At 43.5% G+C, this 23,719-nt stretch carries 22 protein-coding genes and 3 riboswitches; of the genes, 19 read left to right on the top strand and 3 right to left on the bottom strand.

The features are described from left to right. Nucleotides 1-26: 26 nt before the first annotated feature. Nucleotides 27-1,475 carry an amino acid permease gene (locus D0466_RS10195; RefSeq protein WP_117322461.1) on the bottom strand — a complete coding sequence of 483 codons (1,449 nt, stop codon included), beginning with the start codon at nucleotides 1,473-1,475 and terminating at the stop codon, nucleotides 27-29. Between the two features lie 94 nt (nucleotides 1,476-1,569). Next, nucleotides 1,570-1,760: riboswitch (Lysine riboswitch) on the bottom strand. Nucleotides 1,761-2,009: 249 nt separating this feature from the next. Between D0466_RS10195 and D0466_RS10190 the strand changes: the two genes are divergently transcribed. Continuing rightward, entirely contained in the window at nucleotides 2,010-2,219 is a 210-nt protein-coding gene (locus D0466_RS10190) for a hypothetical protein (protein WP_117322460.1), read from the top strand. Nucleotides 2,220-2,264: 45 nt separating this feature from the next. After that, entirely contained in the window at nucleotides 2,265-3,437 is a 1,173-nt protein-coding gene (locus D0466_RS10185; protein ID WP_117322459.1) for an FtsW/RodA/SpoVE family cell cycle protein, read from the top strand. Nucleotides 3,438-3,627: 190 nt separating this feature from the next. On the opposite strand, the gene D0466_RS10180 is transcribed toward D0466_RS10185, so the two are convergent. After that, the gene (locus D0466_RS10180) at nucleotides 3,628-4,617 is read right to left on the bottom strand and encodes an ABC transporter substrate-binding protein (protein WP_117322458.1); all 990 of its coding nucleotides are present in this window, start codon (nucleotides 4,615-4,617) and stop codon (nucleotides 3,628-3,630) included. A gap of 254 nt (nucleotides 4,618-4,871) precedes the next feature. Between D0466_RS10180 and D0466_RS10175 the strand changes: the two genes are divergently transcribed. The 7 genes from D0466_RS10175 (at nucleotide 4,872) to D0466_RS10145 (ending at nucleotide 11,967) form a co-directional block, all read left to right on the top strand. Continuing rightward, on the top strand, nucleotides 4,872-5,876 hold the full coding sequence (locus D0466_RS10175; protein WP_117322457.1) for a FecCD family ABC transporter permease: 1,005 nt from the start codon (nucleotides 4,872-4,874) through the stop codon (nucleotides 5,874-5,876). Beyond that, nucleotides 5,873-6,928 carry a FecCD family ABC transporter permease gene (locus D0466_RS10170; RefSeq protein WP_117322456.1) on the top strand — a complete coding sequence of 352 codons (1,056 nt, stop codon included), beginning with the start codon at nucleotides 5,873-5,875 and terminating at the stop codon, nucleotides 6,926-6,928. The genes D0466_RS10175 and D0466_RS10170 overlap by 4 nt, the downstream gene beginning before the upstream one ends. 33 nt (nucleotides 6,929-6,961) lie before the next feature. Next, on the top strand, nucleotides 6,962-7,780 hold the full coding sequence (locus D0466_RS10165; protein WP_117322455.1) for an ABC transporter ATP-binding protein: 819 nt from the start codon (nucleotides 6,962-6,964) through the stop codon (nucleotides 7,778-7,780). Further along, nucleotides 7,773-8,525: an IucA/IucC family C-terminal-domain containing protein gene (locus D0466_RS10160; RefSeq protein WP_117322641.1), complete on the top strand. Its 753-nt coding sequence runs from the start codon at nucleotides 7,773-7,775 to the stop codon at nucleotides 8,523-8,525. Before D0466_RS10165 ends, D0466_RS10160 begins: the two co-directional genes overlap by 8 nt. Before the next feature lie 13 nt (nucleotides 8,526-8,538). Then, a complete protein-coding gene (locus D0466_RS10155) occupies nucleotides 8,539-8,808 on the top strand; it encodes a DUF2573 family protein (protein ID WP_117322454.1) in 270 nt (89 codons plus the stop codon). Between the two features lie 608 nt (nucleotides 8,809-9,416). Next, complete coding sequence (locus D0466_RS10150) at nucleotides 9,417-10,319, top strand: helix-turn-helix domain-containing protein (protein WP_233522618.1); 903 nt, start codon at nucleotides 9,417-9,419, stop codon at nucleotides 10,317-10,319. A 733-nt stretch (nucleotides 10,320-11,052) separates the two neighbouring features. Next, nucleotides 11,053-11,967: a proline dehydrogenase family protein gene (locus tag D0466_RS10145; RefSeq protein WP_117322452.1), complete on the top strand. Its 915-nt coding sequence runs from the start codon at nucleotides 11,053-11,055 to the stop codon at nucleotides 11,965-11,967. A gap of 179 nt (nucleotides 11,968-12,146) precedes the next feature. On the opposite strand, the gene D0466_RS10140 is transcribed toward D0466_RS10145, so the two are convergent. Then, nucleotides 12,147-12,278 (bottom strand): YuzL family protein, encoded by a 132-nt coding sequence (locus D0466_RS10140; RefSeq protein WP_117322451.1) that lies wholly within the window; start codon nucleotides 12,276-12,278, stop codon nucleotides 12,147-12,149. A 286-nt stretch (nucleotides 12,279-12,564) separates the two neighbouring features. Between D0466_RS10140 and D0466_RS10135 the strand changes: the two genes are divergently transcribed. The 10 genes from D0466_RS10135 (at nucleotide 12,565) to D0466_RS10090 (ending at nucleotide 23,718) form a co-directional block, all read left to right on the top strand. Then, the gene (locus D0466_RS10135; protein WP_117322450.1) at nucleotides 12,565-14,952 is read left to right on the top strand and encodes a 3-hydroxyacyl-CoA dehydrogenase/enoyl-CoA hydratase family protein; all 2,388 of its coding nucleotides are present in this window, start codon (nucleotides 12,565-12,567) and stop codon (nucleotides 14,950-14,952) included. Between the two features lie 63 nt (nucleotides 14,953-15,015). Then, nucleotides 15,016-16,194: an acetyl-CoA C-acetyltransferase gene (locus D0466_RS10130; RefSeq protein ID WP_117322449.1), complete on the top strand. Its 1,179-nt coding sequence runs from the start codon at nucleotides 15,016-15,018 to the stop codon at nucleotides 16,192-16,194. A 94-nt stretch (nucleotides 16,195-16,288) separates the two neighbouring features. After that, a complete protein-coding gene (locus tag D0466_RS10125) occupies nucleotides 16,289-18,073 on the top strand; it encodes an acyl-CoA dehydrogenase family protein (protein ID WP_117322448.1) in 1,785 nt (594 codons plus the stop codon). 173 nt (nucleotides 18,074-18,246) lie between these two features. Continuing rightward, a complete protein-coding gene (locus D0466_RS10120) occupies nucleotides 18,247-18,606 on the top strand; it encodes an arsenate reductase family protein (protein WP_117322447.1) in 360 nt (119 codons plus the stop codon). Between the two features lie 77 nt (nucleotides 18,607-18,683). After that, nucleotides 18,684-19,067, top strand: coding sequence for a glycine cleavage system protein GcvH (gcvH, locus tag D0466_RS10115; protein WP_117322446.1), 384 nt, complete (start codon nucleotides 18,684-18,686; stop codon nucleotides 19,065-19,067). 193 nt (nucleotides 19,068-19,260) lie between these two features. Beyond that, nucleotides 19,261-19,623 carry a toprim domain-containing protein gene (locus D0466_RS10110; RefSeq protein WP_117322640.1) on the top strand — a complete coding sequence of 121 codons (363 nt, stop codon included), beginning with the start codon at nucleotides 19,261-19,263 and terminating at the stop codon, nucleotides 19,621-19,623. A gap of 6 nt (nucleotides 19,624-19,629) precedes the next feature. Beyond that, nucleotides 19,630-19,938: a thioredoxin family protein gene (locus D0466_RS10105; RefSeq protein ID WP_117322445.1), complete on the top strand. Its 309-nt coding sequence runs from the start codon at nucleotides 19,630-19,632 to the stop codon at nucleotides 19,936-19,938. Nucleotides 19,939-20,070: 132 nt separating this feature from the next. Next, nucleotides 20,071-20,174: riboswitch (SAM riboswitch) on the top strand. A 103-nt stretch (nucleotides 20,175-20,277) separates the two neighbouring features. Continuing rightward, on the top strand, nucleotides 20,278-21,597 hold the full coding sequence (locus D0466_RS10100) for an O-acetylhomoserine aminocarboxypropyltransferase/cysteine synthase family protein (protein WP_117322444.1): 1,320 nt from the start codon (nucleotides 20,278-20,280) through the stop codon (nucleotides 21,595-21,597). A gap of 162 nt (nucleotides 21,598-21,759) precedes the next feature. Continuing rightward, nucleotides 21,760-21,870, top strand: a riboswitch (SAM riboswitch). 152 nt (nucleotides 21,871-22,022) lie between these two features. Next, entirely contained in the window at nucleotides 22,023-23,060 is a 1,038-nt protein-coding gene (locus D0466_RS10095; RefSeq protein ID WP_117322443.1) for a methionine ABC transporter ATP-binding protein, read from the top strand. Further along, nucleotides 23,050-23,718, top strand: a complete 669-nt coding sequence (locus D0466_RS10090) for a methionine ABC transporter permease (RefSeq protein ID WP_117322442.1) — start codon at nucleotides 23,050-23,052, stop codon at nucleotides 23,716-23,718. Before D0466_RS10095 ends, D0466_RS10090 begins: the two co-directional genes overlap by 11 nt. The last annotated feature ends 1 nt before the right edge of the window (nucleotide 23,719 follow it).

Raw genomic sequence — 23,719 nt, 5'->3', positions numbered from 1 at the left:
AATATTGCCGGGCCTAGGGCCTTTACCTACTCTACATCAAAATCGGCTTCTTTAAGACGAACCACTTTGGTTTTCTTCATAAGCTTGTATCCAATCCAGAGGATGAGGAACAGAGGCAAGCCGATATAGGATACCAAAGCGCCTTCCCAGTCAATTGCACCGCCGGTAAATGCGCTGTAATTTTGGCCGAGGATGACGATGATGCATACAACCAGGGCGAAAAGCGGTCCGAACGGGTACCATTTTGCACGATACGGAAGGTCCTTTAAATCACGGCCCTGTGCTACATAGGCTTTGCGGAAACGATAATGGCTGACAGCAATTCCGACCCAGGCAATGAAGCCTGACATTCCTGAGGCATTTAATAGCCATACATACACAACTCCGTCACCGAAGAAGGTTGTTAAAAATGCAAGTGTACCTACCAGTGATGTTACGATTAACGCGTTGACCGGAATGCCTCTTTTATCAAGCTTTCCTAAGAATTTAGGGGCTTTTCCGTCACGGGCCAAATCCCAAAGCATCCTGGTTGAAGCGTACATCCCTGAGTTTCCGGCAGATAAGATAGCCGAGAGGATGATCGCATTCATGACAGAAGCGGCAAAAGCGAGTCCGGCTTTTTCGAAAACGAGCGTGAACGGGCTCACTGCAATATCGGAGCTTAATAAGCTTTCCGTAGTATAAGGGATGATCAGTCCGATAACGAAAATAGCAAGAATGTAGAACAACAGGATTCGCCAAAACACCTGGCGGATTGCTTTTGGAATATTCTTTCTTGGATTTTCGCTTTCTCCTGCGGCAACCCCGAGCAGCTCTGTACCCTGGAAGGAGAAGCCGGCAGCCATAAAGATCCCCATGATCGTCATAAACCCGCCATTGAACGGTGCATCATCAATTGTAAAGTTTTTGAAGCCGATAGCTTCACCGCCCATGATTCCAAGGATCATCAGGAACCCGGTAATCAGAAACACGATGACTGTGACAACCTTGATGAGGGAGAACCAGTATTCAGCTTCGCCAAACCCTTTGACAGACATGTAATTTAAAAGGAACATAATTGCAAGGCAAAGCGCGCTCCAAAGTATGGACTGGCTGTCCGGGAACCAGAATTTCATGATCAGGACTACGGCAGCCAGTTCCGCCGCAATGGTGATGGCCCAGTTGTACCAGTAATTCCAGCCCAGGGCAAATCCCAAGGCAGGATCAACGAACTTGGATGCATATACGCGGAAAGAACCGGCCACCGGCATGAAGGCGGCCATTTCAGCAAGACCTGTCATCAGGAAGTAAACCATTATGCCAATGGCAGAATAAGCGGCAAGGGCTCCGCCTGGTCCCGCCGTGTGGATGCTGCCGCCGCTTGCCAGGAATAACCCGGTACCGATTGTGCCCCCGAGTGAGATCATCGTTAAGTGCCTGGCTTTCAATCCCCTTTTCAATTGAGTGGGATTGTTTGGTGCTTTTGTATTGCTCATATTTAACACTCCTTTTTTGTTTAGGAGGGAAAGGTCAATAAAAAACAGCCGTCGAAGAAGATCGACGGCTGTTTGAATAACCCGTTTAATCCCTTCCGAAAGTAGCTCCCCACGTTCTCGATTACAGAGAACGTGACAGTGGTGTTCCTGTTCGGAAAACACCGCCAGCCTGGATATACAGTGAATATATCCAAACTTCGGCGACTTATCCCTTCTGGTGGAGTCAACGATATTCGCTGTACCTCGTCCGCCATACTCATATAAGCCGCAGCCTCTACCTCATCGGTTAATGAGGAAGTATTCAATTGATACTATTGAAGTATAATTAAACATCGGAATGTGTGCAATATATTTTTATGGAAGACTAGTAAATAATAGCTATTTTTAACATAAATGGTGTAAGTCATACAGCCCTTTTCATAGAGGAATTCCATCGCACAAGAAAACGCCGCATAATGATCAAGGCTGACCGACGGGAAGATTGCCTTTCATGTCCTATCATCAAAATGAGGATAAAAGGAAGGGGAACCTGAAATGCTTTATGGTTTGTTGAGTATTGTTTTCCTTTGTTCCATTGAACTCGCTGCCGCTTATTTTGCAATCGAATTAAAGAAGGAAATGGTGAATAAACAAAGGGAAGTAAATCATTTCCGTTCGACAAATTTCTTGCGTCATCGGGGAAAAAATCCCATCCTACAATATTGTTGTGATTTTATCTCTATCAAGTATAATGATATAGGGTAAATTAGTTCGCTATTTGCTTTATCCTTTTTAAAAGGGAGAGTTACCATGCAATCAGAAAAAAATATATCTTCCCGTGTCGATTTCGGATTGGCATTTATCATATTTCTTTTGTTCATCGCAAGCTCGATTGCGATTTATAGTGCCCAGACTACAGGCCAATACGGACAGAACTTTCTGCTGAAGCAAATTGTCTGGTATATCGTAGGGGTAGGCATCATCATCGGGGTCATTACCTTCGACTCTGACCAACTGAAAAAAATCTCCTGGTACGCATATGGATTCGGATGTTTTTTGCTTGCGTTCTTGATAATTGCCCCAGAAAGTATTGCAAAACCGGTCAATGGAGCAAAAAGCTGGTATCAAGTCCCTTTTATGGGATCTCTGCAACCTTCGGAAATTATGAAAGTATTTTTGATTTTATCCCTTGCTAATGTGATTTCGGGCCACCATACAAAAACCCCTGTGAAAACAATGCAAACCGATTTATGGCTTCTGGGCAAGCTGGGACTTGTGACGCTGCTGCCCTTGGCGCTCGTCATGCAGCAGCCGGATTTGGGGACATCGCTCGTCCTCTTGGCTATATTGCTTGGAATGGTTTTTATTTCGGGCATTTCCTGGCGTATTTTATTGCCGATTTTTTCCGGGGGAGCAGCTTTGGCTGGAACGGTCATGTATTTTGTGCTTTGGCATCCAGAGATCCTTGAGAAGTATTTAGGTGTCCAACAGTATCAATTTGGCCGGATATATTCCTGGATTGACCCTTATAATTACCAAAGCAGCGCAGGTTATCACTTAACAAAATCTCTGCTTGCGATCGGATCCGGTCAAACCGGTGGAAAGGGCATCGGTTCCCGGGAAGTGTATCTTCCCGAAAGCCAAACCGATTTTATTTTCAGCGTCATTGGCGAGGAATTTGGATTTATCGGTTCGAGCATCGTCATTAGTTTATTTTTCCTGTTAATCTATCACATCACCAAAATTGGAATGGAAACAAAAAATAATTTTTACACCTACGTATGTGTAGGCGTGATCAGCATGATTACCTTCCACGTGTTCCAGAATATCGGAATGACGATCGGTGTCCTGCCGATCACTGGTATCCCGCTTCCGTTCATAAGCTACGGGGGAAGTTCTTTAATGGGAAATATGCTTGCTATCGGACTTATCTTCAGCATCAGGTATCACTATAAGAAGTACATGTTTTCGACTGACACATAAAAAAAGCAAGTGCAAATGCATTTGCTTTTTTTGTAATGCAACCTAGCTCAATGTGACGGCTTAATAAACTGGAAACAAATTGTTGATATATCCAGTAAGCCAGGTATTGGCTAAACATAATGAGCAGGACAGTAACATAATGCAAAACAAAAAGGGAAACACGGGCGCTGTGTTTCCTCTTTTTATTAGCTTATTTACCAATAAATATCTTTTCGATATCATCCAGCATAAGATTGGCGGCTTTAACACCACCGGCTGTATTCCAAATGGCGTCATCAACCTGGTGTGCATTTCCCTTTTTGACAGCATTCAAATTCTTCCACAACGGGTCGTTAAGCCATTCTTTTTCCGTAGCCAATGCTTTTTTGTCACCTGCAGGGGCATATGTAAAATAAAACAGGCGATCTGCATCCATTTCGGGGATGGCTTCCTTGCCTACCTCAACCGCAAGATTCCCAAGCTTATTCTCGTCCGTAAACAGTTTTTCTTGTTGTTTCGCACGTTTAAAGCCTAGTTCATTGAAAATCACGCCTGAAAAGGAATCGGTGTAATAAATACGTGTGACTCCGGCCATAAAACGTACTACAGACACCTCCTGATTCACTTGGTCACCCAGTTTTTCCTTCAGGTTTGCCACTTTTTGGTCATATTGGCCTAACACTTCGTTTCCTTTTTCCTTACGATTCAATGCCTTCGCATATAAACTAAAATTCTCTTTCCAATCGCCTCTCAATGTCTCTGAAAACACAGTAGGGGCAATTTGATTCAGTTTTTCGTAGAAGGGCTCCTGGCGCAGCTTGTTTCCGATAATCAAGTCGGGCTGTAGGGCTGCAATGGCCTCAAGGTTGATCTCACTTTCTGTTCCTACAACCTGGACATCTTTCATTTCGTCCTTGATATGATTGTACCAAGGCTCCCCAATCCAGGATTTAACTGCCCCAACTGGTGTAACACCCATGGATAAAAGGGCTTCAGTTCCTTCATTAGTTAAAATTACAACCTTTTTAGGCGTTGCCGGGATTTCGGTTGTGCCCATGGCATGTTCTACTGTATAGCCTTTTTCCTTAGAACCAGATTCTTCTTGCGTTTCCGCATTTTGCTCCTTAGCTCCGCAAGCTGAAAGAATGATGGAAAAGATAACTGACAGCATTGCCAATAAAACGGCATGTTTCTTTGACATGATATTCCTCCTAAATACTATGTAATTGAATTGCTAATGATAATCATTATCATCACCTTTGTTTTGATAATAAAATCAAAAGGAGCTTATGTCAATAATTAATTGAAAACGATTTTCATTGTCATTGACAGGTATTTTGAAATTCAATAGACTAAAAATATTAAGAGAGTTTTTCCGCGATTAAGAGAAGCTGTTTTTACATAGATATTTAAAACGTGGAATTAAACAGGTTATTTAAGAGAGGAAACGCGTATATGCTTTTAAAAACCGTATCCCAAAAAACGTTGGGTTTTAGTTTTTTACTAGTGTTCTTATTTTTTATAATGTGTGCCAGTGTTGTTTACGGATATACCGATACTTCCTGGAGTACAGCGAAAGAAGCCTTCACCAATTTTAACGGCTCGAATGAACATATCATCCTGCAATCCGTAAGGCTTCCGAGATCCTTGATCGCTGCCTGCGTAGGGGCAAGCCTGGCCGTGGCCGGAGTGTTGATGCAGACATTGACCAAGAACCCGCTTGCATCCCCCGGTACATTTGGCATTAATGCGGGAGCTGGATTGTCTGTAGTTGCTGCAGCTACACTTTTTTCCGTCGGCAGTTTGCAGGCCTATACATGGTTATCCTTTTTAGGCGCGGCTGTTGCTGCCATAGGAGTTTACTGCGCAGGTTCCTTTGGAAGGGAAGGCCTTACCCCAATGAAATTGACGCTGGCAGGAGCGGCCATTGCGGCATTGTTTTCATCATTGACCCAGGGGCTTCTGGTTATAGATGAGACAGCTCTTGAACAGGTTCTATTCTGGCTGGCTGGTTCAGTCCAGGGACGAAAACTCGAAACATTGGCTGGTATACTGCCTTATTTAGTAATTGGCTGGATTATCTCTTTATTACTTGCGTCAAGGTTGAACCTTCTTTCAATGGGTGATGATGTGGCGAAAAGCCTTGGCCTTAGAGTTGGCGCCATTAAAATTATTGCCGCACTCTGTGTTATTTTACTCGCCGGCGGTGCTGTGGCGATTGCTGGTCCTGTCGGCTTTATCGGCATAGTCATTCCGCATGTCACTCGGGCGGCTGTTGGCATCGACCATAGGTGGGTGATGCCATACAGTGCGCTGCTTGGAGCGATTCTGCTGGTAGCAGCGGATATCTTGGCCAGGTATGTAATCATGCCGCAGGAAATTCCAGTCGGAGTCATGACTGCAATCATTGGTACTCCTTTCTTTATATATATTGCGAGAAAGGGGTTCAACGCAAAATGAATAAGTACAAAAGTTTTCGTTTGTTTGGTGGTTTCATCTCTTATTTACTGGATAAAAAGGCTATTAATGTTTTTGCTGTTTTGCTCCTTTTACTTTTGGCGTTATTTTTACTTAGCGCTAGTGCCGGGCAGATGTTTATATCACCATTACAGGTTGCGAAAGCATTGTTGGGTGCCGGAAATGAACTGGAAACGATGGTTATTACTTCATTCAGGCTTCCCCGCATAGTGGTTGCGATGATGGTGGGGATGGCCCTTGCTGTTGCTGGCGGAATCCTGCAGGGGATCATCCGAAATCCGCTTGCTTCACCTGACATAATCGGATTGACAGGCGGTGCATCCTTTGCGGTTGTTTCCTTCCTCGCCCTGTTCAGCGACAAGAACAATTCCTTGACGGTAAGCATTGGCTGGCTTCCCTTGGCGGCGTTTGCCGGAGCAGCAATCACCGCTTTTATCGTCTATTCCTTTGCGTGGAAAAATGGGGCAGCTCCAACCAGGCTGGTCTTGATAGGAATAGGTATCTCCGCCTTGATGCAGGCCGGGACAACAATGATGATGATTTTGGGGCCTATTTACCGGGCGTCCCAAGCGAATATTTGGATAACAGGTTCCGTTAATGGGGCGAAATGGACAGACGTTTATATCCTCGTACCACTGGTGTTGATCATCATGTCTATTGCGTTTGCACTAGGCCGCAATTTAAATGTTCAGGAGCTTGGAGAGGACATTGCTCTAGGAATGGGAACTAAAGTGGAGAAACAAAGGCTGTTTTTATTGGTCATTGCTACTGCCTTGACCGGAGGGGCTGTGGCATTTGGCGGAGGAATCGGGTTCGTGGGATTAATGGCTCCTCATATGGCAAGGCGTCTGGTCGGGAGCGATTTTGGTGCTTTATTGCCGGTAGCTGCCTTGATAGGAGCTGTCTTGGTACTTGTTGCCGATTTAATAGGCAGGACGCTGTTCGCTCCTCTGGAAATCCCTGCCGGTGTGTTCACTGCAAGTATTGGGGCACCATATTTTATCTATTTATTATATAAAACCAGAAACACATGAAAACATTATTCTAGAAGCAAAGGAGTAAGGGAAATGGAAAGTGCGATAAAAACCGAAGCTTTAACACTATCTTACGGTGAACAATCAATTATAGACCACCTCGATTTAGCCATCCCTAAAGGGGAAATAACGGTGTTCATCGGAAGTAATGGCTGCGGGAAATCTACCCTTCTGCGGTCAATCGCCCGCTTATTGAAGCCGGTTTCAGGTTCCGTATTGCTCGATGGGGAAGCAATAGCGAAACTGCCGACTAAAGAAGTGGCAAAAAAAATGGCCATTCTCCCCCAGGCACCTGTAGCACCTGAAGGGCTGACAATTTTGCAACTTGTAAAGCAAGGCAGATACCCTTACCAAACCTGGCTTAAGCAATGGACGGAAGAAGATGAGCAAAAGGTGGAAGCAGCCCTGCGTGCAACCGGTCTTTCAGATCTGAAATATCATCCCGTAGATTCCCTTTCAGGGGGGCAGCGGCAACGCGCCTGGATTGCAATGACTCTTGCGCAGGATACAGACATCCTGCTGTTGGATGAACCAACGACATACCTGGACATGACCCACCAAATTGAGATTCTTGATTTATTGTTTGACTTGAATGAAAAGGAAAACCGGACAATCATCATGGTACTGCATGACCTTAATTTGGCCAGCCGTTATGCCCATCATATTGTCGCATTAAAAAATAAAACGGTATTTGCTCAGGGAAAACCGGAATATATTATTAATTGTTCCCTGGTGAAGGAAGTGTTTCAAATGGACTGTGAGGTTACTGTTGATCCGCTTTTCGGCACGCCGCTTTGCATCCCGTATGGCAAGGGAAGATGTATTTTGAAGGAGACTCCCATAAATGCATAGCAAACTGACAGAACATGAAATAGAGATATTAGCAGGTTACCGCTTTGCTTGTAATGCTGAATCTTCCGCTTTTTCTTTTCATGCTGCTGATTTGCTTAGTGGCGAGAGATTACATGGCACCCTGCTGGCCATTCAAGAAAGGCTGAGAGCACCGGATCTAAAGGTCACGGCCTCGATTTTAATGAAACGGTACAGTTTTTATGTGGTCATTAATTTGTTTGCCATGTCTGTCTTGAATAAGAGTATCAATGGGGCCATAGAGAATATTTCTTTTCATGACAATGGAAAACCGGGTTTTATCCCTGATATCGAATATAGCGATATATCGGCTGACTCGATTGGCTGTAACCGTTTAAAGGCACGTGCAGAAATATGCCGGCAGACCTTTGCCGGGCATCTTTACCCCATTATTGATATGCTTTCAAAAGAAACAAAATTATCAAAACTGATCCTTTGGGAGAATATTGCTATCTATATATTTTGGCTGTATGAAACGCAGCTCGAACAATACATGGACTTGGAAGTAACTGAACGGATAGAATCCGATTTCCAGTACTTGGTATACGAGGCGCCAGGCAGTATTTTCGGAAATCTCCACGCTAATCCCTTGCACCGCTATTACTCTGAAAAGGTTTTGCTGCCTGAACGCGAAAAACCGGCCAGAATTCGTCAAACATGCTGTTTATCTTATAAAGCAGGGGCAAAAAAAATGTGTGGAGGGTGCCCTAGGTTTTCGCGCAAATAGAAAGGGAGATTCAATGGATAAAGAGTTCGATTCGAAGTTTGCTGCACTTTTGGAAAAGTACACGGAACTGCTAACCGGTGAAAAGGGGCCAGAACTGCAGGAGAAGGTAAGATATTGGGCACTTTACACGTACATTGCGAAGTCCATGCCGGCTCTTGCAAAACATTGGAATGAAACACATCCGGACGCAAAAAGCAGCCTTATGGAAATCATTAAGGAAATCAAACAATTGAATGATGCACACCGTTCGGGGCAGAAAGCGGATGGAAAACAGGCTGATTGATAATCAAGCCTGTTTTTTTATTCTCTATTAATAGTCAGATAGACCTGCATTACCACTATGATGATAAGAAAGAAAAGAACTGAGCGAGGATAACTAACCGCCCTAAAAGCCCAATGAAAGATGTCCAGGTCGCAGTTTCCTTATATATTTCTTGGTGCCGCACATTGAATATCGTATGCCTGGCAGCTTGTTTTCGTTTATGGTAAAATAGTCATATATTTCTAAAATTACGGGATATTTATAACAAAATATTTCCTATCTTTGCCAGAACGTTTGTATCAGCATGGGCTTCATAAACCGTTTGAAAAATAGTGCAGCCAAGAATCTAAATAATTATATAAGTTTCATTTATTAATTGAAATATAATGTCCAATATATCTTTGTCTCATTCATGTGAAACACGAGTTTCATACGTCTTTCATCAAAGCAGAAAGGTTGCCCCAATATAGGCAGAGAAGGAAGCCCTGCTTTTTGCCCGGCCTATACGGTTCGACCTTAAATGAGCCCAAGAATCAATTGAATTTTTCACAATGCTTAATTTTTTAGGCAACTTATATAGTTCAAATAGCCAATAGATGTTGCTGTTATGGTGGTGCCAAAAGTTGATAGTGAATATTGATATCGGAAAAGTAATTAAGAATCTAAGAAAATTCTCAAATATGAGCCAAAAAGATCTTGCCGAAGGAATTTGTACACAGGCACATATAAGCAAGATCGAGAATTCAAATGAAGTACCTTCTGCTATATTATTATACCAACTTGCTAAAAAGCTTGGTGTTGATATGAATTACTTTTTTGATATTGCTGAAAATCCAAGACTTGATTATATCCGGGATGTTTATCATCTTATTAGATACTATATTAGAGAGCGGGATTATGAAGCAGTTCATAACATTATTAAGGCTGAACAGAAAAATCCTTTATTTTTTTCGACAGAGCATAAGCAATTTTTTCTATGGCACGAAGCAATATGTGAATTTTATTTGAATAAAAATGACACCAAATCTATTGAGAAATTAAATTTTGCCCTCCGCCTTACCTATTATTCAAGAAATAGGCTAATGAAAGAGAGGGAAATAGAAATAAGCAATAGCATTGCTATTCTCTATAAAGAAAAAGGGGATTACGATGAAGCCATAACTCTCTACAATAGTTTACTCGAACATATCAGGCTTATTGAAAATCCCAGGGACCTAACCATAAGATTGAGAATTGAGTACGGTTTAGGCAAAGCGTACACGGATATTGGAGAATATGAAAAGTCCTTGGATATTTGTAAAAAAGGGATTTCATATGCTTTGAAGAATGAAGTTCTATATCTGTTGGGTGAATTGTATTATCAATGTGCATCCAATTACTTCCGATTAGATGATTTCTTGAATGGAGATATTTACATAAAGAAAAGTATCACTACTTTCGATATTCAGGGAAATGATAAAATGGTCGAGTCTGTAAAATTAATGGAAATCCACCTTAAAAACACAGGAACGTTGGATATTCCTGCAAAATAGGCGGGGTTTCTATTTATCCTCCTTTTTCCTTTTGGATGTGTAGGTTTTTTTGTCGAAAATATTCCAATTATTATTAAGAGACTCACGTTCTATAGTTAGCGGACGTTCATGTGATAAATATTCAAAAATACAGCATAATAGGCGGAATCCTTCATTTTGGAATCCAAGTTACAATGAAATTAGTGTAATATGGAAGATTCAAAAAGACTAATTTCGAGGTGTTTTTATGAAAAAGTTCATAATCAGGTTCATCATTCTTTCTGCATTACTTTTTTCAGCTAAATCAGTAACTCCATTAGAAGAAATTAATACTGGTAAAAATCTTACTATCACACACTATTCTCTAGCTGATACAATCGTTTTTAAGGATTTGCCCGATCAACACTAACAAAGGGAAAAGGCCCCTCAATAGGAATGGTTTTTCCTTTAGTGAAATTTCGAACTAACCCAAATAAGGGACATTTTTTAAAAGGTCCCTTATTCGGGTTTTTTTATTATTCCAGCATTAACTGGGGACAAAAAGGTAGAGTGCTGCATGATTGGCCAAGAGGAGCTGCAAAGAATGACACCGGGGCGTTGTTGGAGTCATATACTGGCAGTATAACCCAAATGTCTTATGTAACTCCGGTTTGTTCTACTGTTTTCATACCCAACCAGAATGATAGATGGTACCATAAAGTTGTCTAAGTTTTAGCTATTTTCTTTCTTTACTTATTTTTGGGGAGGCATTGTCATGGAGCAAGTGATGAGAGATTTTTTTCTCTTTCTTTCTAAAAATAAAAGCTTGACCAAGATCGCGAAAAAATGGGGACTGCATCTTGGGGCATCCCGCTTTGTCGCCGGGGAAACGATTGAAATGGCTGTGGAAAAAATAAAAGAACTAAACAAATCAGGCCTTGAGGTCACGATCGATTATCTTGGAGAGTTTGTCGATAATGAAAAAGAGGCGAATGAAATGGCTGAAAATTCGATCATGGCTATCGAAGCCATCAGCCAGCATAATTTGAAATCCCAGCTTTCTTTAAAGCTCACCTCCATGGGAATGGATCTTTCTGAAGATGTTGTCATGGGAAATATGAGAAGAATCCTTGAAGCTGCAGAGAGTAATAGCGTATTTGTAACAATCGATATGGAGGATTACTCCCACTGTCAAACAACCATAGATATTTTTAAGAAATTAAGGAATGAATATCAAAATGTTGGGACAGTTATACAGGCTTACCTTTACAGAAGTGAAAAGGATATAGAGAGCTTACACAGCCTCCATCCGAATCTCCGCCTTGTAAAAGGGGCATATAAAGAATCCCCTGAGGTTGCCTTTCCTGAAAAAAAGGATGTGGATGACAATTTTAAAAAAATCATTAAGACACACCTGCTGAATGGAAACTACACGGCAGTGGCATCCCATGATGAGGCAATCATCGAATATACAAAACAGCTTGTCACAGAATATAATATTCCGAAAGACCAATTCGAATTTCAGATGCTATACGGCATCCGCAATGAACGCCAGCTGGAATTAGTAAAGGAAGGCTTTAAAATGCGTGTCTATGTTCCATATGGAACGGACTGGTACGGCTATTTCATGCGCCGTCTCGCAGAACGCCCTGCGAATGTGGCCTTTGTTTTGAAAGGCATGTTTAAGTGAAAGATTCCCGCGGGAATTAGTGAGGGAACCTTACAAGGTTTTCCGGACGATTTCCGCGGGATTTTTTATTGAATACACTTTTTGCTTAAATAATAGTTTTGGCTTTAATCGTAACTTCTTTCGCTTGATTTTCGAGATACTCGCTTAATCCCCGATATGTTCTCTTACTTACTGGTCATTCATCGAGGATACTGGTTATTCTGGCTGTTCACCTTATTGATCCTGCTTGGTTCGCCCCCGGGGCCGGCATTGCCTTTAACGCTCGCTGAACTTACCCCGCGTTTTGAAGGGTTTTTCTCTACCTTCGCCATTTAATCACCTCCTGTTCTTTCGTATTATCTTTCGCAAACCGACCGCAAATAACCAGGTGCGCGGGTAAACTGGATCTATCATTTATCGTAGATTTATTTTGATCGTACACCAATTGGTGATCATCGAACACAATATACTAAGAAAATATAATTTTTTCAGTATTTATAATTGCGGAATTTTCGAAAATATTTTATATTAATATCAGCAGGAAAAATATGAATAAATTTTTTTGACAGTAAAATGAATGAGCATTCATTCAATACACTATGTAAGGGGGATATGAACTTGGTTCGACAAATACGAAAGGCTGCGGTTCTAGGGTCAGGAGTTATGGGATCAGGGATTGCTGCACACCTTGCGAACATCGGCATACCAACTTTATTATTAGACATTGTTCCTCGGGAACTGACAGAGGATGAAGAGAAAAAAGGATTGACATTAGAAGATAAACAAGTAAGAAACCGTATAAGCCAGACTGCAATTCAAAAGCTTTTAAAGCAAAAGCCTGCACCTCTGACATCGAAGAGAAACCTGGCGTTGATCGAAGCAGGGAACCTTGAAGATGACATGGAGCGCCTTGGCGAGGTGGATTGGGTCATCGAAGTAGTCGTTGAAAGGCTTGATGTGAAACAACAAGTTTTTGAAAAAGTGGATCGGTACCGCAAACCGGGCAGCATCATCAGCTCAAATACTTCTGGAATATCCATTGAAGCGATGGCTGAAGGGCGTTCTGAAGATTTTAAAAAGAATTTCCTCGGTACGCACTTTTTCAACCCGCCACGCTATTTGAAGCTATTGGAAGTGATTCCTACAAAAGATACGGACCCTGAAGTGCTTTCGTTCATGAAGCTTTTCGGTGAAGATGTATTGGGTAAAGGAGTAGTCGAAGCCAAGGACACACCGAACTTCATTGCAAACCGGATCGGTACATACGGGCTGCTTGTAACCGTCCGCGAAATGCTGAAAGGCGGTTATAGCGTCGGAGAAGTGGATTCCATTACAGGGCCCCTAATCGGAAGAGCGAAGAGTGCGACGTTCAGGACGCTCGATGTAGTAGGGCTTGACACTTTCGCGCATGTGGCAAAAAACGTTTATGACCAGGTTGAAGGCGCGGAGAAGGAAGTCTTTGAAATCCCGGGCTTCATGCAAAAAATGATTGAAAAAGGCTGGCTTGGGAGCAAATCAGGACAGGGATTCTTCCTGAAGAAGGGCAAGGAAATCCTTGAATTGGACCCTGAAACATTGGAATATGTTGAAAGAAAGAAATTGAAGGCAGCTTCAATCGAAGCAAGCAAGCAGCAAAAAGGCCATGCGAACAAAATGAAAGCGCTTGTTTACAGTGGAGACCGTGCAGGGGAATTGCTCTGGAACATATTCAGCCCGGTGCTTGCTTATTCTGCGGAGCTTCTTGGAACCATTGCCGATGATATTGTGGCCATTGACAATGCGATGAAATGGGGCTTCGGCTGGAGCGCCGGACCATTTGAGACATGGGATGCAATCGGTCTTGAAAAATCAGTAGCTCGCATGGAGGAAGAGGGAACTCAGGTACCGCAGTGGATTAAGGACATGCTCGCATCAGGCATTACTTCTTTCTATAAAGAATCGGAAGAAGGCCAGATCTCATACTATGCGAACGGCGAATATAAACAGCTAATTGAAAATCCAAAGGTAATCAATCTTAAAACTTTGAAAAAACAAGGCAAAGTAATTAAGAAAAATAGCGGTGCAAGCTTGATCGATATCGGAGACGGTGTGGCTCTATTAGAGTTCACCTCACCAAACAATGCGATTGGCCTGGATATCGTCCAAATGATCAACTTTGCGGTAGAAGAAGTCGAGGCGAATTACAAGGGCCTTGTCATAGGTAACCAGGCAAAGAACTTCTGCGTTGGAGCAAATCTTGCCATGATGCTGATGGAAGCCCAGGATGACAATGTTTTTGAATTGGATATGGTCATCCGCCACTTCCAACAGGCGATGATGAAAATCAAATATAGCTCTAAACCTGTCGTAGCGGCTCCATTCAACATGGCTCTTGGCGGCGGAGCTGAAGTTTGCCTGCCCGCAGCGCACATTCAGGCTTCCAGTGAAACGTATATGGGTCTTGTAGAGGTTGGCGTTGGTCTGATCCCGGGCGGCGGAGGAAACAAGGAATTGTATATCAAGCATTTGAAGAGCATGCCTAAGGGTGTAGAGTTCGACTTGCAAAAGGTTGCCAACAAAGTGTTTGAATCCATAGCCACGGCGAAGGTATCGACTTCAGGAGAAGAAGCACGTGAAAATAATTTCCTGAATTTCGCGGATGGCATATCCATAAATCCGGACCATCTGTTGCATGATGCAAAACAAGCTGCACTTGCCCTTTATGAGCAAGGCTATACGGCTCCGGTAAGAGCCAAGGTTCCTGTAGTGGGCGAAACCGGCTACGCTGCGCTTCTTCTTGGTGCGGAATCATTGCGCTTAACCGGATATATCTCCGACCATGACATGTATATTGCCAAAAAGCTTGCTTACGTTATTGCAGGCGGGAAAGTTCCATACGGTACTGAAGTTGATGAACAGTACTTGCTTGATTTGGAAAGGGAGGCTTTCTTAAGCTTAATCGCCCAGCCTAAATCTCAAGCTAGGATGCAGCACATGCTCGTAAAAGGAAAACCATTGCGTAACTAATTCATTTAAATGATCGATAGTTTTATGGACTGCTTGCGAAAAAAATTGGTAAGGGGGATCTTCATGAGAGAAGCGGTAATTGTAGCCGGGGCGCGTACTCCGGTAGGGAAAGCAAAAAAGGGTTCTCTTGCTACAGTACGCCCGGATGATTTAGGTGCTCTTGTCGTTAAAGAGACATTAAAGCGCGCGGGAAATTATGAAGGAAATATTGATGATCTGATTATTGGCTGTGCGATGCCTGAAGCAGAGCAAGGCTTGAATATGGCAAGAAACATCGGGGCGCTGGCCGGCCTGCCCCATGATGTACCAGCAATCACGATTAACCGTTATTGTTCCAGCGGCCTTCAAAGCATTGCTTACGGTGCTGAGAGAATTATGCTTGGCCAAAGCGATACGATCATCGCAGGCGGAGCAGAGTCCATGAGCCTTGTACCGATGATGGGACACATCACACGTCCGAACGCAAAGCTGGCCGAAACTGCTCCTGAATATTACATGGGAATGGGCCATACGGCTGAAGAGGTTGCAAAGAGATTCGGGATTTCCCGTGAAGACCAGGACGCATTTGCTGTCCGAAGCCATGAAAAGGCAGCGAAGGCCATAGCAGAAGGAAAGTTTGCAGATGAAATCGTTCCTGTCGACGTAACGCTCCGTTCCATAGGCCCGGATAACAAGCTTAAGGAAAAAACATTCCAGTTTGCTCAGGATGAGGGAGTGCGTGCGGGTACTACTGCCGGTATTTTAGGGAAATTGCGTCCTGCATTCTCCGTGACTGGATCGGTCACAGCAGGCAATGCTTCACAGACAAGTGACGGTGCGGCAGCTGTCATGGTTATGGATGGGGAAAAAGCCTCATCTTTAGGCCTGGCGCCATTAGGCAAATTCCGTTCATTTGCCGTTGCGGGTGTACCGCCGGAAATCATGGGAATCGGCCCGGTTGCTGCCATTCCGAAAGCATTGAAACTAGCCGGCCTTGAACTGTCGGATATCGGATTGTTCGAACTGAATGAAGCTTTTGCTTCCCAATCCATACAGATCATTCGCGAACTTGGACTGGATGAAGAAAAGGTTAACGTTAATGGGGGCGCCATTGCCCTGGGCCATCCACTCGGCTGTACAGGTGCTAAGTTGACACTTACTCTTCTTCATGAAATGAAGCGCAGAAACCAACAGTTCGGGGTCGTCACAATGTGTATCGGCGGCGGAATGGGTGCTGCAGGCGTATTTGAACTGATGGCTTAAGGTATTTAAAATTTATCCGCTCTGGACGGGAAGCTTCCAGAGCGGAACATTTACATTTCATACCGAAAAATGATACTTTCCAGGAGGTAACAAAATGTCGAATCAAACAGAAACATTAATCAAAGGCGGCGGCTTTTTAATTGAAGAAATTACGCATGAACAAATTTTCACTCCGGAAGATTTTACAGATGAACAGATTATGATTGCGAAAACAACTGAGGATTATATAGCGAACGAAGTTCTTCCTCAGGTTGAGCACCTTGAAAACCATGAGTTCGACCGTTCTGTCAAACTGCTTAAGCAAGCCGGGGAGCTTGGATTGCTTGGTGCTGACGTTCCGGAAGAATACGGTGGTCTTGGCCTTGATAAGGTAAGTTCTGCTCTTATTACGGAAAAAATGGCACGTGCCGGCGGTTTCTCTATCACGCACGGTGCACATGTGGGGATTGGGTCTCTTCCTATCGTCCTTTTCGGTAATGAAGAACAAAAGCAAAAATACCTCCCAGCGTTGGCTACCGGAGAAAAGATCGCTGCTTACGCCCTGACTGAGCCAGGTTCCGGTTCTGATGCACTTGGTGCCAAAACCACTGCTAAATTAAACGCCGAAGGAACACATTATGTATTAAACGGTGAAAAGCAATGGATCACTAACGCAGGGTTTGCTGATGTATTTGTGGTTTATGCAAAAATCGATGGCGAGAAATTCACAGCATTCATTGTAGAACGCGAATATCCAGGCGTTTCTACCGGTGCTGAAGAAAAGAAAATGGGTATTAAAAGCTCATCCACCCGTACATTGATATTGGAAGATGCACAGGTTCCTGTAGAAAACCTTCTTGGTGAAGCTGGGAAAGGCCATGTCATCGCTTTCAATATCCTCAATATCGGCCGTTATAAATTAGGTGTCGGTGGTGTCGGTGGAGCGAAGAACGCATTGGCATTGACTGCGGCTTATACAAACCAGCGCCAGCAGTTCAAGACACCGCTTTCTTCTTTTAACCTTACAAAAGAAAAACTTGCCACAATGGCATCGAAAATATATGCATCGGAAAGCTCTGTTTGGCGTACAGTCGGCCTTTTTGAACAACGCATGAGCAGGCTTACTGATGAAGAAGTCAAAGACGGGAAAGAAGTGGCGAACTCCATTGCCGAGTATGCGATTGAGTGCTCACTGAACAAGTTCTTTGCTTCTGAAGTATTGGATTATGTTGTTGATGAAGGCGTTCAGCTGCACGGCGGATATGGTTTCATGCAGGAATATGAAATCGAACGCGCATATCGTGATTCACGCATAAACCGTATCTTTGAAGGTACGAACGAAATCAACCGCCTGCTGGTTCCGGGAACATTCTTAAAGAAAGCAATGAAAGGCGAACTGCCTCTTCTTCAAAAAGCACAGGCGCTGCAGGAAGAATTGATGATGATGATGCCGGAAGAGCCAGGAGACGAGCCTTTGGCACAAGAAAAGATTTTGGTGAGGAATGCCAAGAAAATCGGCTTGTTGGCTGCAGGGCTTGCTGCACAAAAATTTGGCACAAAGCTTGAGCAAGAACAGGAAATCCTTGTGAATATCGCTGACATTGCATCATTTGCATATGCCATGGAATCTGTAGTGTTGCGTACGGAAAAAGCAATCGCAGCAGCTGGACTTGAAAAGAGCCAGCAAAAAGTGCTATACACTGAAATCTTCTGTCAGGAAGCGTTCAACCAAATTGAACAGCATGCAAAAGAAACACTAATCGCTTCTGAAAGCGGAGATACATTGCGAATCATGCTGTCCGCACTTCGTAAATTGACAAGGCACAGCCCTATCAATGTAATCGCCAAGAAACGTGAAGCATCCGTGAAAATCATCGAAACAGAAAAATACGCATTATAATTTAGCCTTAATGGCAGAAACTTGCCTGGCGGGAATATCCTTTCTAGGGTATTCCCGTTTTGATTTTTTATTTTGTATCATCTCGTTTTTATCAAAACAAAAAGAAAATAATTACATCATATATTTTGTATTGAGAAAAGAAAACGGGTATTCTATCAGTAGGTGGTGAAACAATGGCCTTAACATTTTACTGGTATCCAAAATGCGGGACATGCAGAAAGGCAAAAAAGTGGTTCGACGGCCGTGATATTGAATACAATGAAGTCCATATCGCGGAAAACCCTCCTTCCCGTTCTGAAATGGAACATTTATACCGCAAAAGTGGACTGGAACTGAAAAAGTTTTTTAACACAAGTGGACAAAAGTACAGGGAACTTGGTTTAAAGGAAAAGCTAAAGACTGCGACTGAAGCGGAAATGCTCGATTTGTTAGCAAGCGATGGCATGCTGGTCAAAAGACCGATTGCCACTGACGGCCATAAAGTAACAGTCGGCTTTAAAGAGGAAGAGTATGAGGAAACGTGGCAATCATAATCCATTGCCAACAATAACTAAATCTATTTTAAGAAATAGATATATTTTTTATTACATAAGCTTGGAGGTAAATAATAATGACAACACCAAAGGAACTTCGTTATTCTGAGGAGCATGAGTGGGTAAAAACGGAAGGCGACAATGTTCGGGTGGGCATTACACACTTCGCACAATCCGAATTAGGTGACATCGTTTTCGTTGAGCTTCCTGAAGTAGGAGATGAGCTGACTGCGGACCAGCCGTTTGGCAGCGTTGAATCCGTAAAAACTGTTTCTGAACTATATGCACCTGTTAGCGGAAAGGTTGTTGAGGTCAACGAAGACCTTAATGACAATCCGGAATTTGTAAACGAATCTCCTTATGAAAAAGCATGGATGGTCGTTATCGAGCCTTCCGACAGAAGCGAACTGGATAACTTAATGACTGCCGAGCAGTATGAAGAAATGACGAACGAAGGATAAAACCAATGGAGAAGGCTGTAATATGCCTTCTCCATTTTTATAAAGCCTTTCCATGGTTTCAACAATAGGGTATCGGGAAAAAGGAAATAGTTTCTTGAAGCAGTCACACTGCGATTTAGGAAATTATAATGGTAAAGAGAAAGATTCTTTCATTCCGGCCCTGTCCCATGGGGCCACAATACAGGTGATAACGATGGAAAGCGGACTAGATGACAAAGTGATCATTGTTGAAGGTACTTCTGATAAACGGAAAGTATTAAGTGTGCTAAAGGAAGACATAGAAGTAATCTGTACGAATGGAACGATTTCTTTATCCAGGCTTGATGAACTTGTTGATGAACTGTACAACAAGGATGTGTATATCCTGGTGGATGCAGATGAATCAGGTGAAAAACTCAGGAAGCAATTCAAAAGGGAACTCCCTGAGGCTTCACACCTGTATATAGATAAAATGTACAGGGAAGTCGCCACGGCGCCCGCCTATCATATAGCAACTGTATTATTAAGCGCCAATATTGATGTGAATATGGAATTTGTAGAACAAAGGATGAGTTAGCGGCTTATGCAGGATTGGACAGAACAGGAATTGAAAACAGCGATACAATGGAAAAGAACCTTTTGCGTTTATTTATATACACCTATGTGCGGGACTTGCCAGGTCGCGTCCCGGATGCTTTCCATTGTGCTGGAAATGTTTCCGGATATCACATGCGGCAAAATGAATATGAACTTTGCTAAGGACATACCCGCACAATATGAAATAGAAAGCGTACCCTGCCTGCTGATATTTAAAGAAGGCCAGCCGGAAAAGAAGATATACGCCTTCCAATCCGTCCCTTACCTGTATGATATTCTAAAGGGGGCAATCTAAAGCGTTAAAATATGTCGTTGGGGGTCAGACCCCCGTCGCTTTAAAGTGCTAAACAATGGATTAAAATAGATTGACTGTTAAGTGGCAGTGTGATATATTCCCAGTAAGCAGAACTAATTGAATATTCAGTATAACTTATCAAGAGAGGCGGAGGGACTGGCCCTGCGAAGCCCGGCAACCGGTAATAACATACACGGTGCTAATTCCAGCAGAGTATTGGCTCTGGCAGATAAGGAGAGATAGGTCCTCTTCTTATGAAGTGGACTTTTTGTTTGGCCGGTACTCATGTACACAGCCGCACGTAACCTGCAAAACAATGCGAAGAAGGAGTGTAATGAAATGTCAGAAAAGCAAAAAAACTACCGGTTTGAAACCTTGAGCATCCACGGCGGGCTGGAGGCCGATCCTGTTACGGGTGCAAGAGCATTGCCAATATACATGAGCAATGCGTACCTGTTTAAAGATACCGATCATGCCGCAAACTTGTTCGGATTAAAGGAGCCGGGCTACATTTATACACGGATCCATAATCCGACTGTGACAACATTTGAAGAAAGGGTCTCACTGCTTGAAGGCGGGATCGGAGCCCTGGCGGTTGCAAGCGGCATGGCTGCAATCACTTTGTCCATCCTGAATATTGCAGGGGCGGGTGACGATATTGTGGCTGCTTCCGCGTTATATGGTGGAACGTATAATCTTTTTGCCAATACGCTTCCTAAGTACGGAATTAAGGTACATTTGGTCGACCCTTCTGACCCTGAAAATTTCAGGAACGCCATCACTCCAAACACAAAAGCTATTTTTGGAGAAACAATCGGCAATCCGAGCCTGCAGATCCTTGATATAGAGAAGGTTGCTGGCATAGCTCATGAGGCAGGAATACCGTTAATCATAGACAATACATTTGCCACTCCATATTTATGCCGTCCAATCGAGTTTGGTGCTGATATCGTGATCCATTCAGCAACCAAGTGGCTGTTGGGAAATGGGACCACCCTTGGAGGAATTATTGTCGATGGGGGAAATTTCGACTGGAATTCTCCTAAGTTCCCGGGATTCATTGAACCGGATGAAAGCTACGGAGGAATCGTGTATACAGAGGCAGTCGGAGCCGCAGCCTATATCACAAAGGCACGTGTCCAATTGCTCCGTGACCTTGGACCGGCCATCAGTCCGCAGAATGCCTTCCAATTTACACTCGGGCTTGAGACCCTCCATGTTAGAATGAAAGAACATATCGCCAATACTAAAAAGGTAATTCAATTCCTGGAAAATCACCATGCAGTCAAATGGGTAACCTATCCCGGGAATGCCGGCCATCCTGATAAAGCTTTGGCGGATAAATATTTGCCAAAAGGCGCCGGTTCTGTCGTCATTTTCGGAATTGAAGGCGGAAAAGATGCGGGTGCAAAGCTGATCAACTCAATCAGGCTATGGTCTCATGTGGCGAATGTAGGGGACGCAAAGAGCCTGATCATACACCCTGCAAGCACAACCCATCAGCAATTGAATTCCGAAGACCTTATCAAATCCGGTGTCAGTGAGGATATGGTCCGCTTATCGGTCGGAATTGAAAATCCGGACGACTTAATCGAGGATTTGGAGCAGGCCATTGAGAAGGCAACAGGCAAAGTCTCCCTTACGGAAAAATCCAGATAAGGCAGAAACTCAATAAATTGCCTATCTCTTATTCTCGGAAACCGGCAACAGACTGATGTTAAATTATTCAATGAGGCCATATACATTGACACTCTCTCTTTTACCGTGATAAAATCACTATCGTACTAAAACATGAACTTAATAAAAACGAATATATTATTGCTCTTATCAAGAGAGGTGGAGGGATGTGCCCGATGAAGCCCGGCAACCGGCAAGGTTAACACCTTGTAAAGGTGCCAATTCACACAAAGCGGATGCTTTGGGAGATGAGGGAAGGCTTTCAATATACATGCCTTTCTGCTCATGCGGAAAGGCTTTTTTATTGCTGGTACCTTTAGCCTAAGTGGTGCCGGCAGTTGTAGTCGTTAAAAACTGACTGCAATATATTAAGTTCATAGTTTTCACGGGATAGAGGTGAGTTGACTTTGATTACTCTTTCAAATGTAAGCAAGATATTTCGTTCTGGTGGTGCATCAGGCGATTCGATAAAAGCAGTTGATAATGTAAATGTGACTATAAAAGAAGGGGAAATCTTTGGTGTTATTGGGTACAGTGGCGCAGGAAAAAGCACACTGATCAGGATGCTGAATGGCCTCGAAACTCCAACGGAAGGTTCCGTTACAGTTGCCGGCAACGAGGTTTCAAGGATCAAAGGAGCCCGGCTTCGAAAAGCGCGCCAGGATATCAGCATGATTTTTCAACACTTCAACCTTTTATGGTCACGTACAGTATTTGAAAATATTTCGTTTCCTCTGGAAATTGCAGGTGTTCCGGCGGCTGAACGAAAAAAACGGGTAGAGGAACTAATCAAGCTTGTCGGGCTTGACGGCAGGGCAAATGCCTATCCTTCCCAGCTCAGTGGCGGACAGAAGCAAAGGGTGGGCATTGCAAGGGCGCTCGCAAATGATCCAAAAGTTCTCCTTTGCGATGAAGCCACTTCAGCGCTGGATCCCCAGACGACTGATTCCATTTTGGATTTGCTGGTGGATATCAATCATCGATTAGGATTGACCATCGTATTGATCACCCATGAAATGCATGTTATCCGCAAGATCTGCCACCGCGTGGCTGTAATGGAAAGCGGCAGGGTGGTAGAAATGGGGCCTGTACTGGACGTGTTCCGAAATCCAGCCGAACAAATAACAAAACGTTTTGTTCAACAGGTTACGGAACCGGAAGAAACAAAGGAAGCGATTGAGCATATCTTGCATCAATATCCAAATGGACAGTTGATCAAGTTATCCTTTGTTGGGGACAGTGCTGATAATCCTTTGATTACCCAGCTTATTCGAAGTTTCAGCCTGGAGGTCAATATCCTGCAGGGTAAAATTTCCCAAACCCAAAACGGGTCTTACGGAACGCTGTTTATCCACATAAACGGCAATGCGGATGAAATCAATCGTGCCATCGAATTTATTAAAGGGCAGCAGGTTGGCGTGGAGGTGATTTCAAATGATGAGTGAAATGTTTCCGAATGTCATCTGGGAAAACATTTGGATAGCCACACGGGAAACCCTCTATATGACAGCAATTTCGCTTGTGGCAACCTTCTTTATTGGAATCCTGCTGGGTTTGCTGCTGTTCCTCACCTCTAGGGGCCAGCTGTGGGAGAATAAGTTTATTAATATAATCATCGCGGCGTTTGTGAATATTTTCCGATCGATTCCTTTCATTATATTGATTATTCTTCTTATACCGTTTACACGGATAGTAGTCGGTACAATGCTGGGAGCCAGCGCTGCCCTTCCAGCGCTGATTATCGGTGCCGCACCATTCTATGCGCGCATGGTGGAAATTGGCCTGCGCGAGGTTGATAAAGGTGTAATAGAGGCCGCAAGATCCATGGGTGCAAAAACAAGCACACTCATTTTCAAGGTGCTACTTCCCGAATCCATGCCTGCATTGGTATCGGGGATAACGGTCACGGCCATTGCCCTCGTCGGTTACACGGCCATGGCAGGCGCAATCGGTGCCGGCGGCCTTGGAAACTTGGCATACCTGGAAGGTTTTCAGCGAAATAATAATGATGTTACATTGTTGGCAACAATCCTTATACTGGTCATTGTTTTTATCATCCAATTTATCGGGGATGCTATCACATCTAAAATAGATAAAAGGTAAG

This window comes from Peribacillus glennii, from assembly GCF_003429105.1.
GTDB lineage: Bacteria > Bacillota > Bacilli > Bacillales > DSM-1321 > Peribacillus > Peribacillus glennii.
The sequence above is the reverse complement of the archived record's forward strand: the minus strand, read 5'-3'. Positions and strand labels throughout refer to the sequence as shown.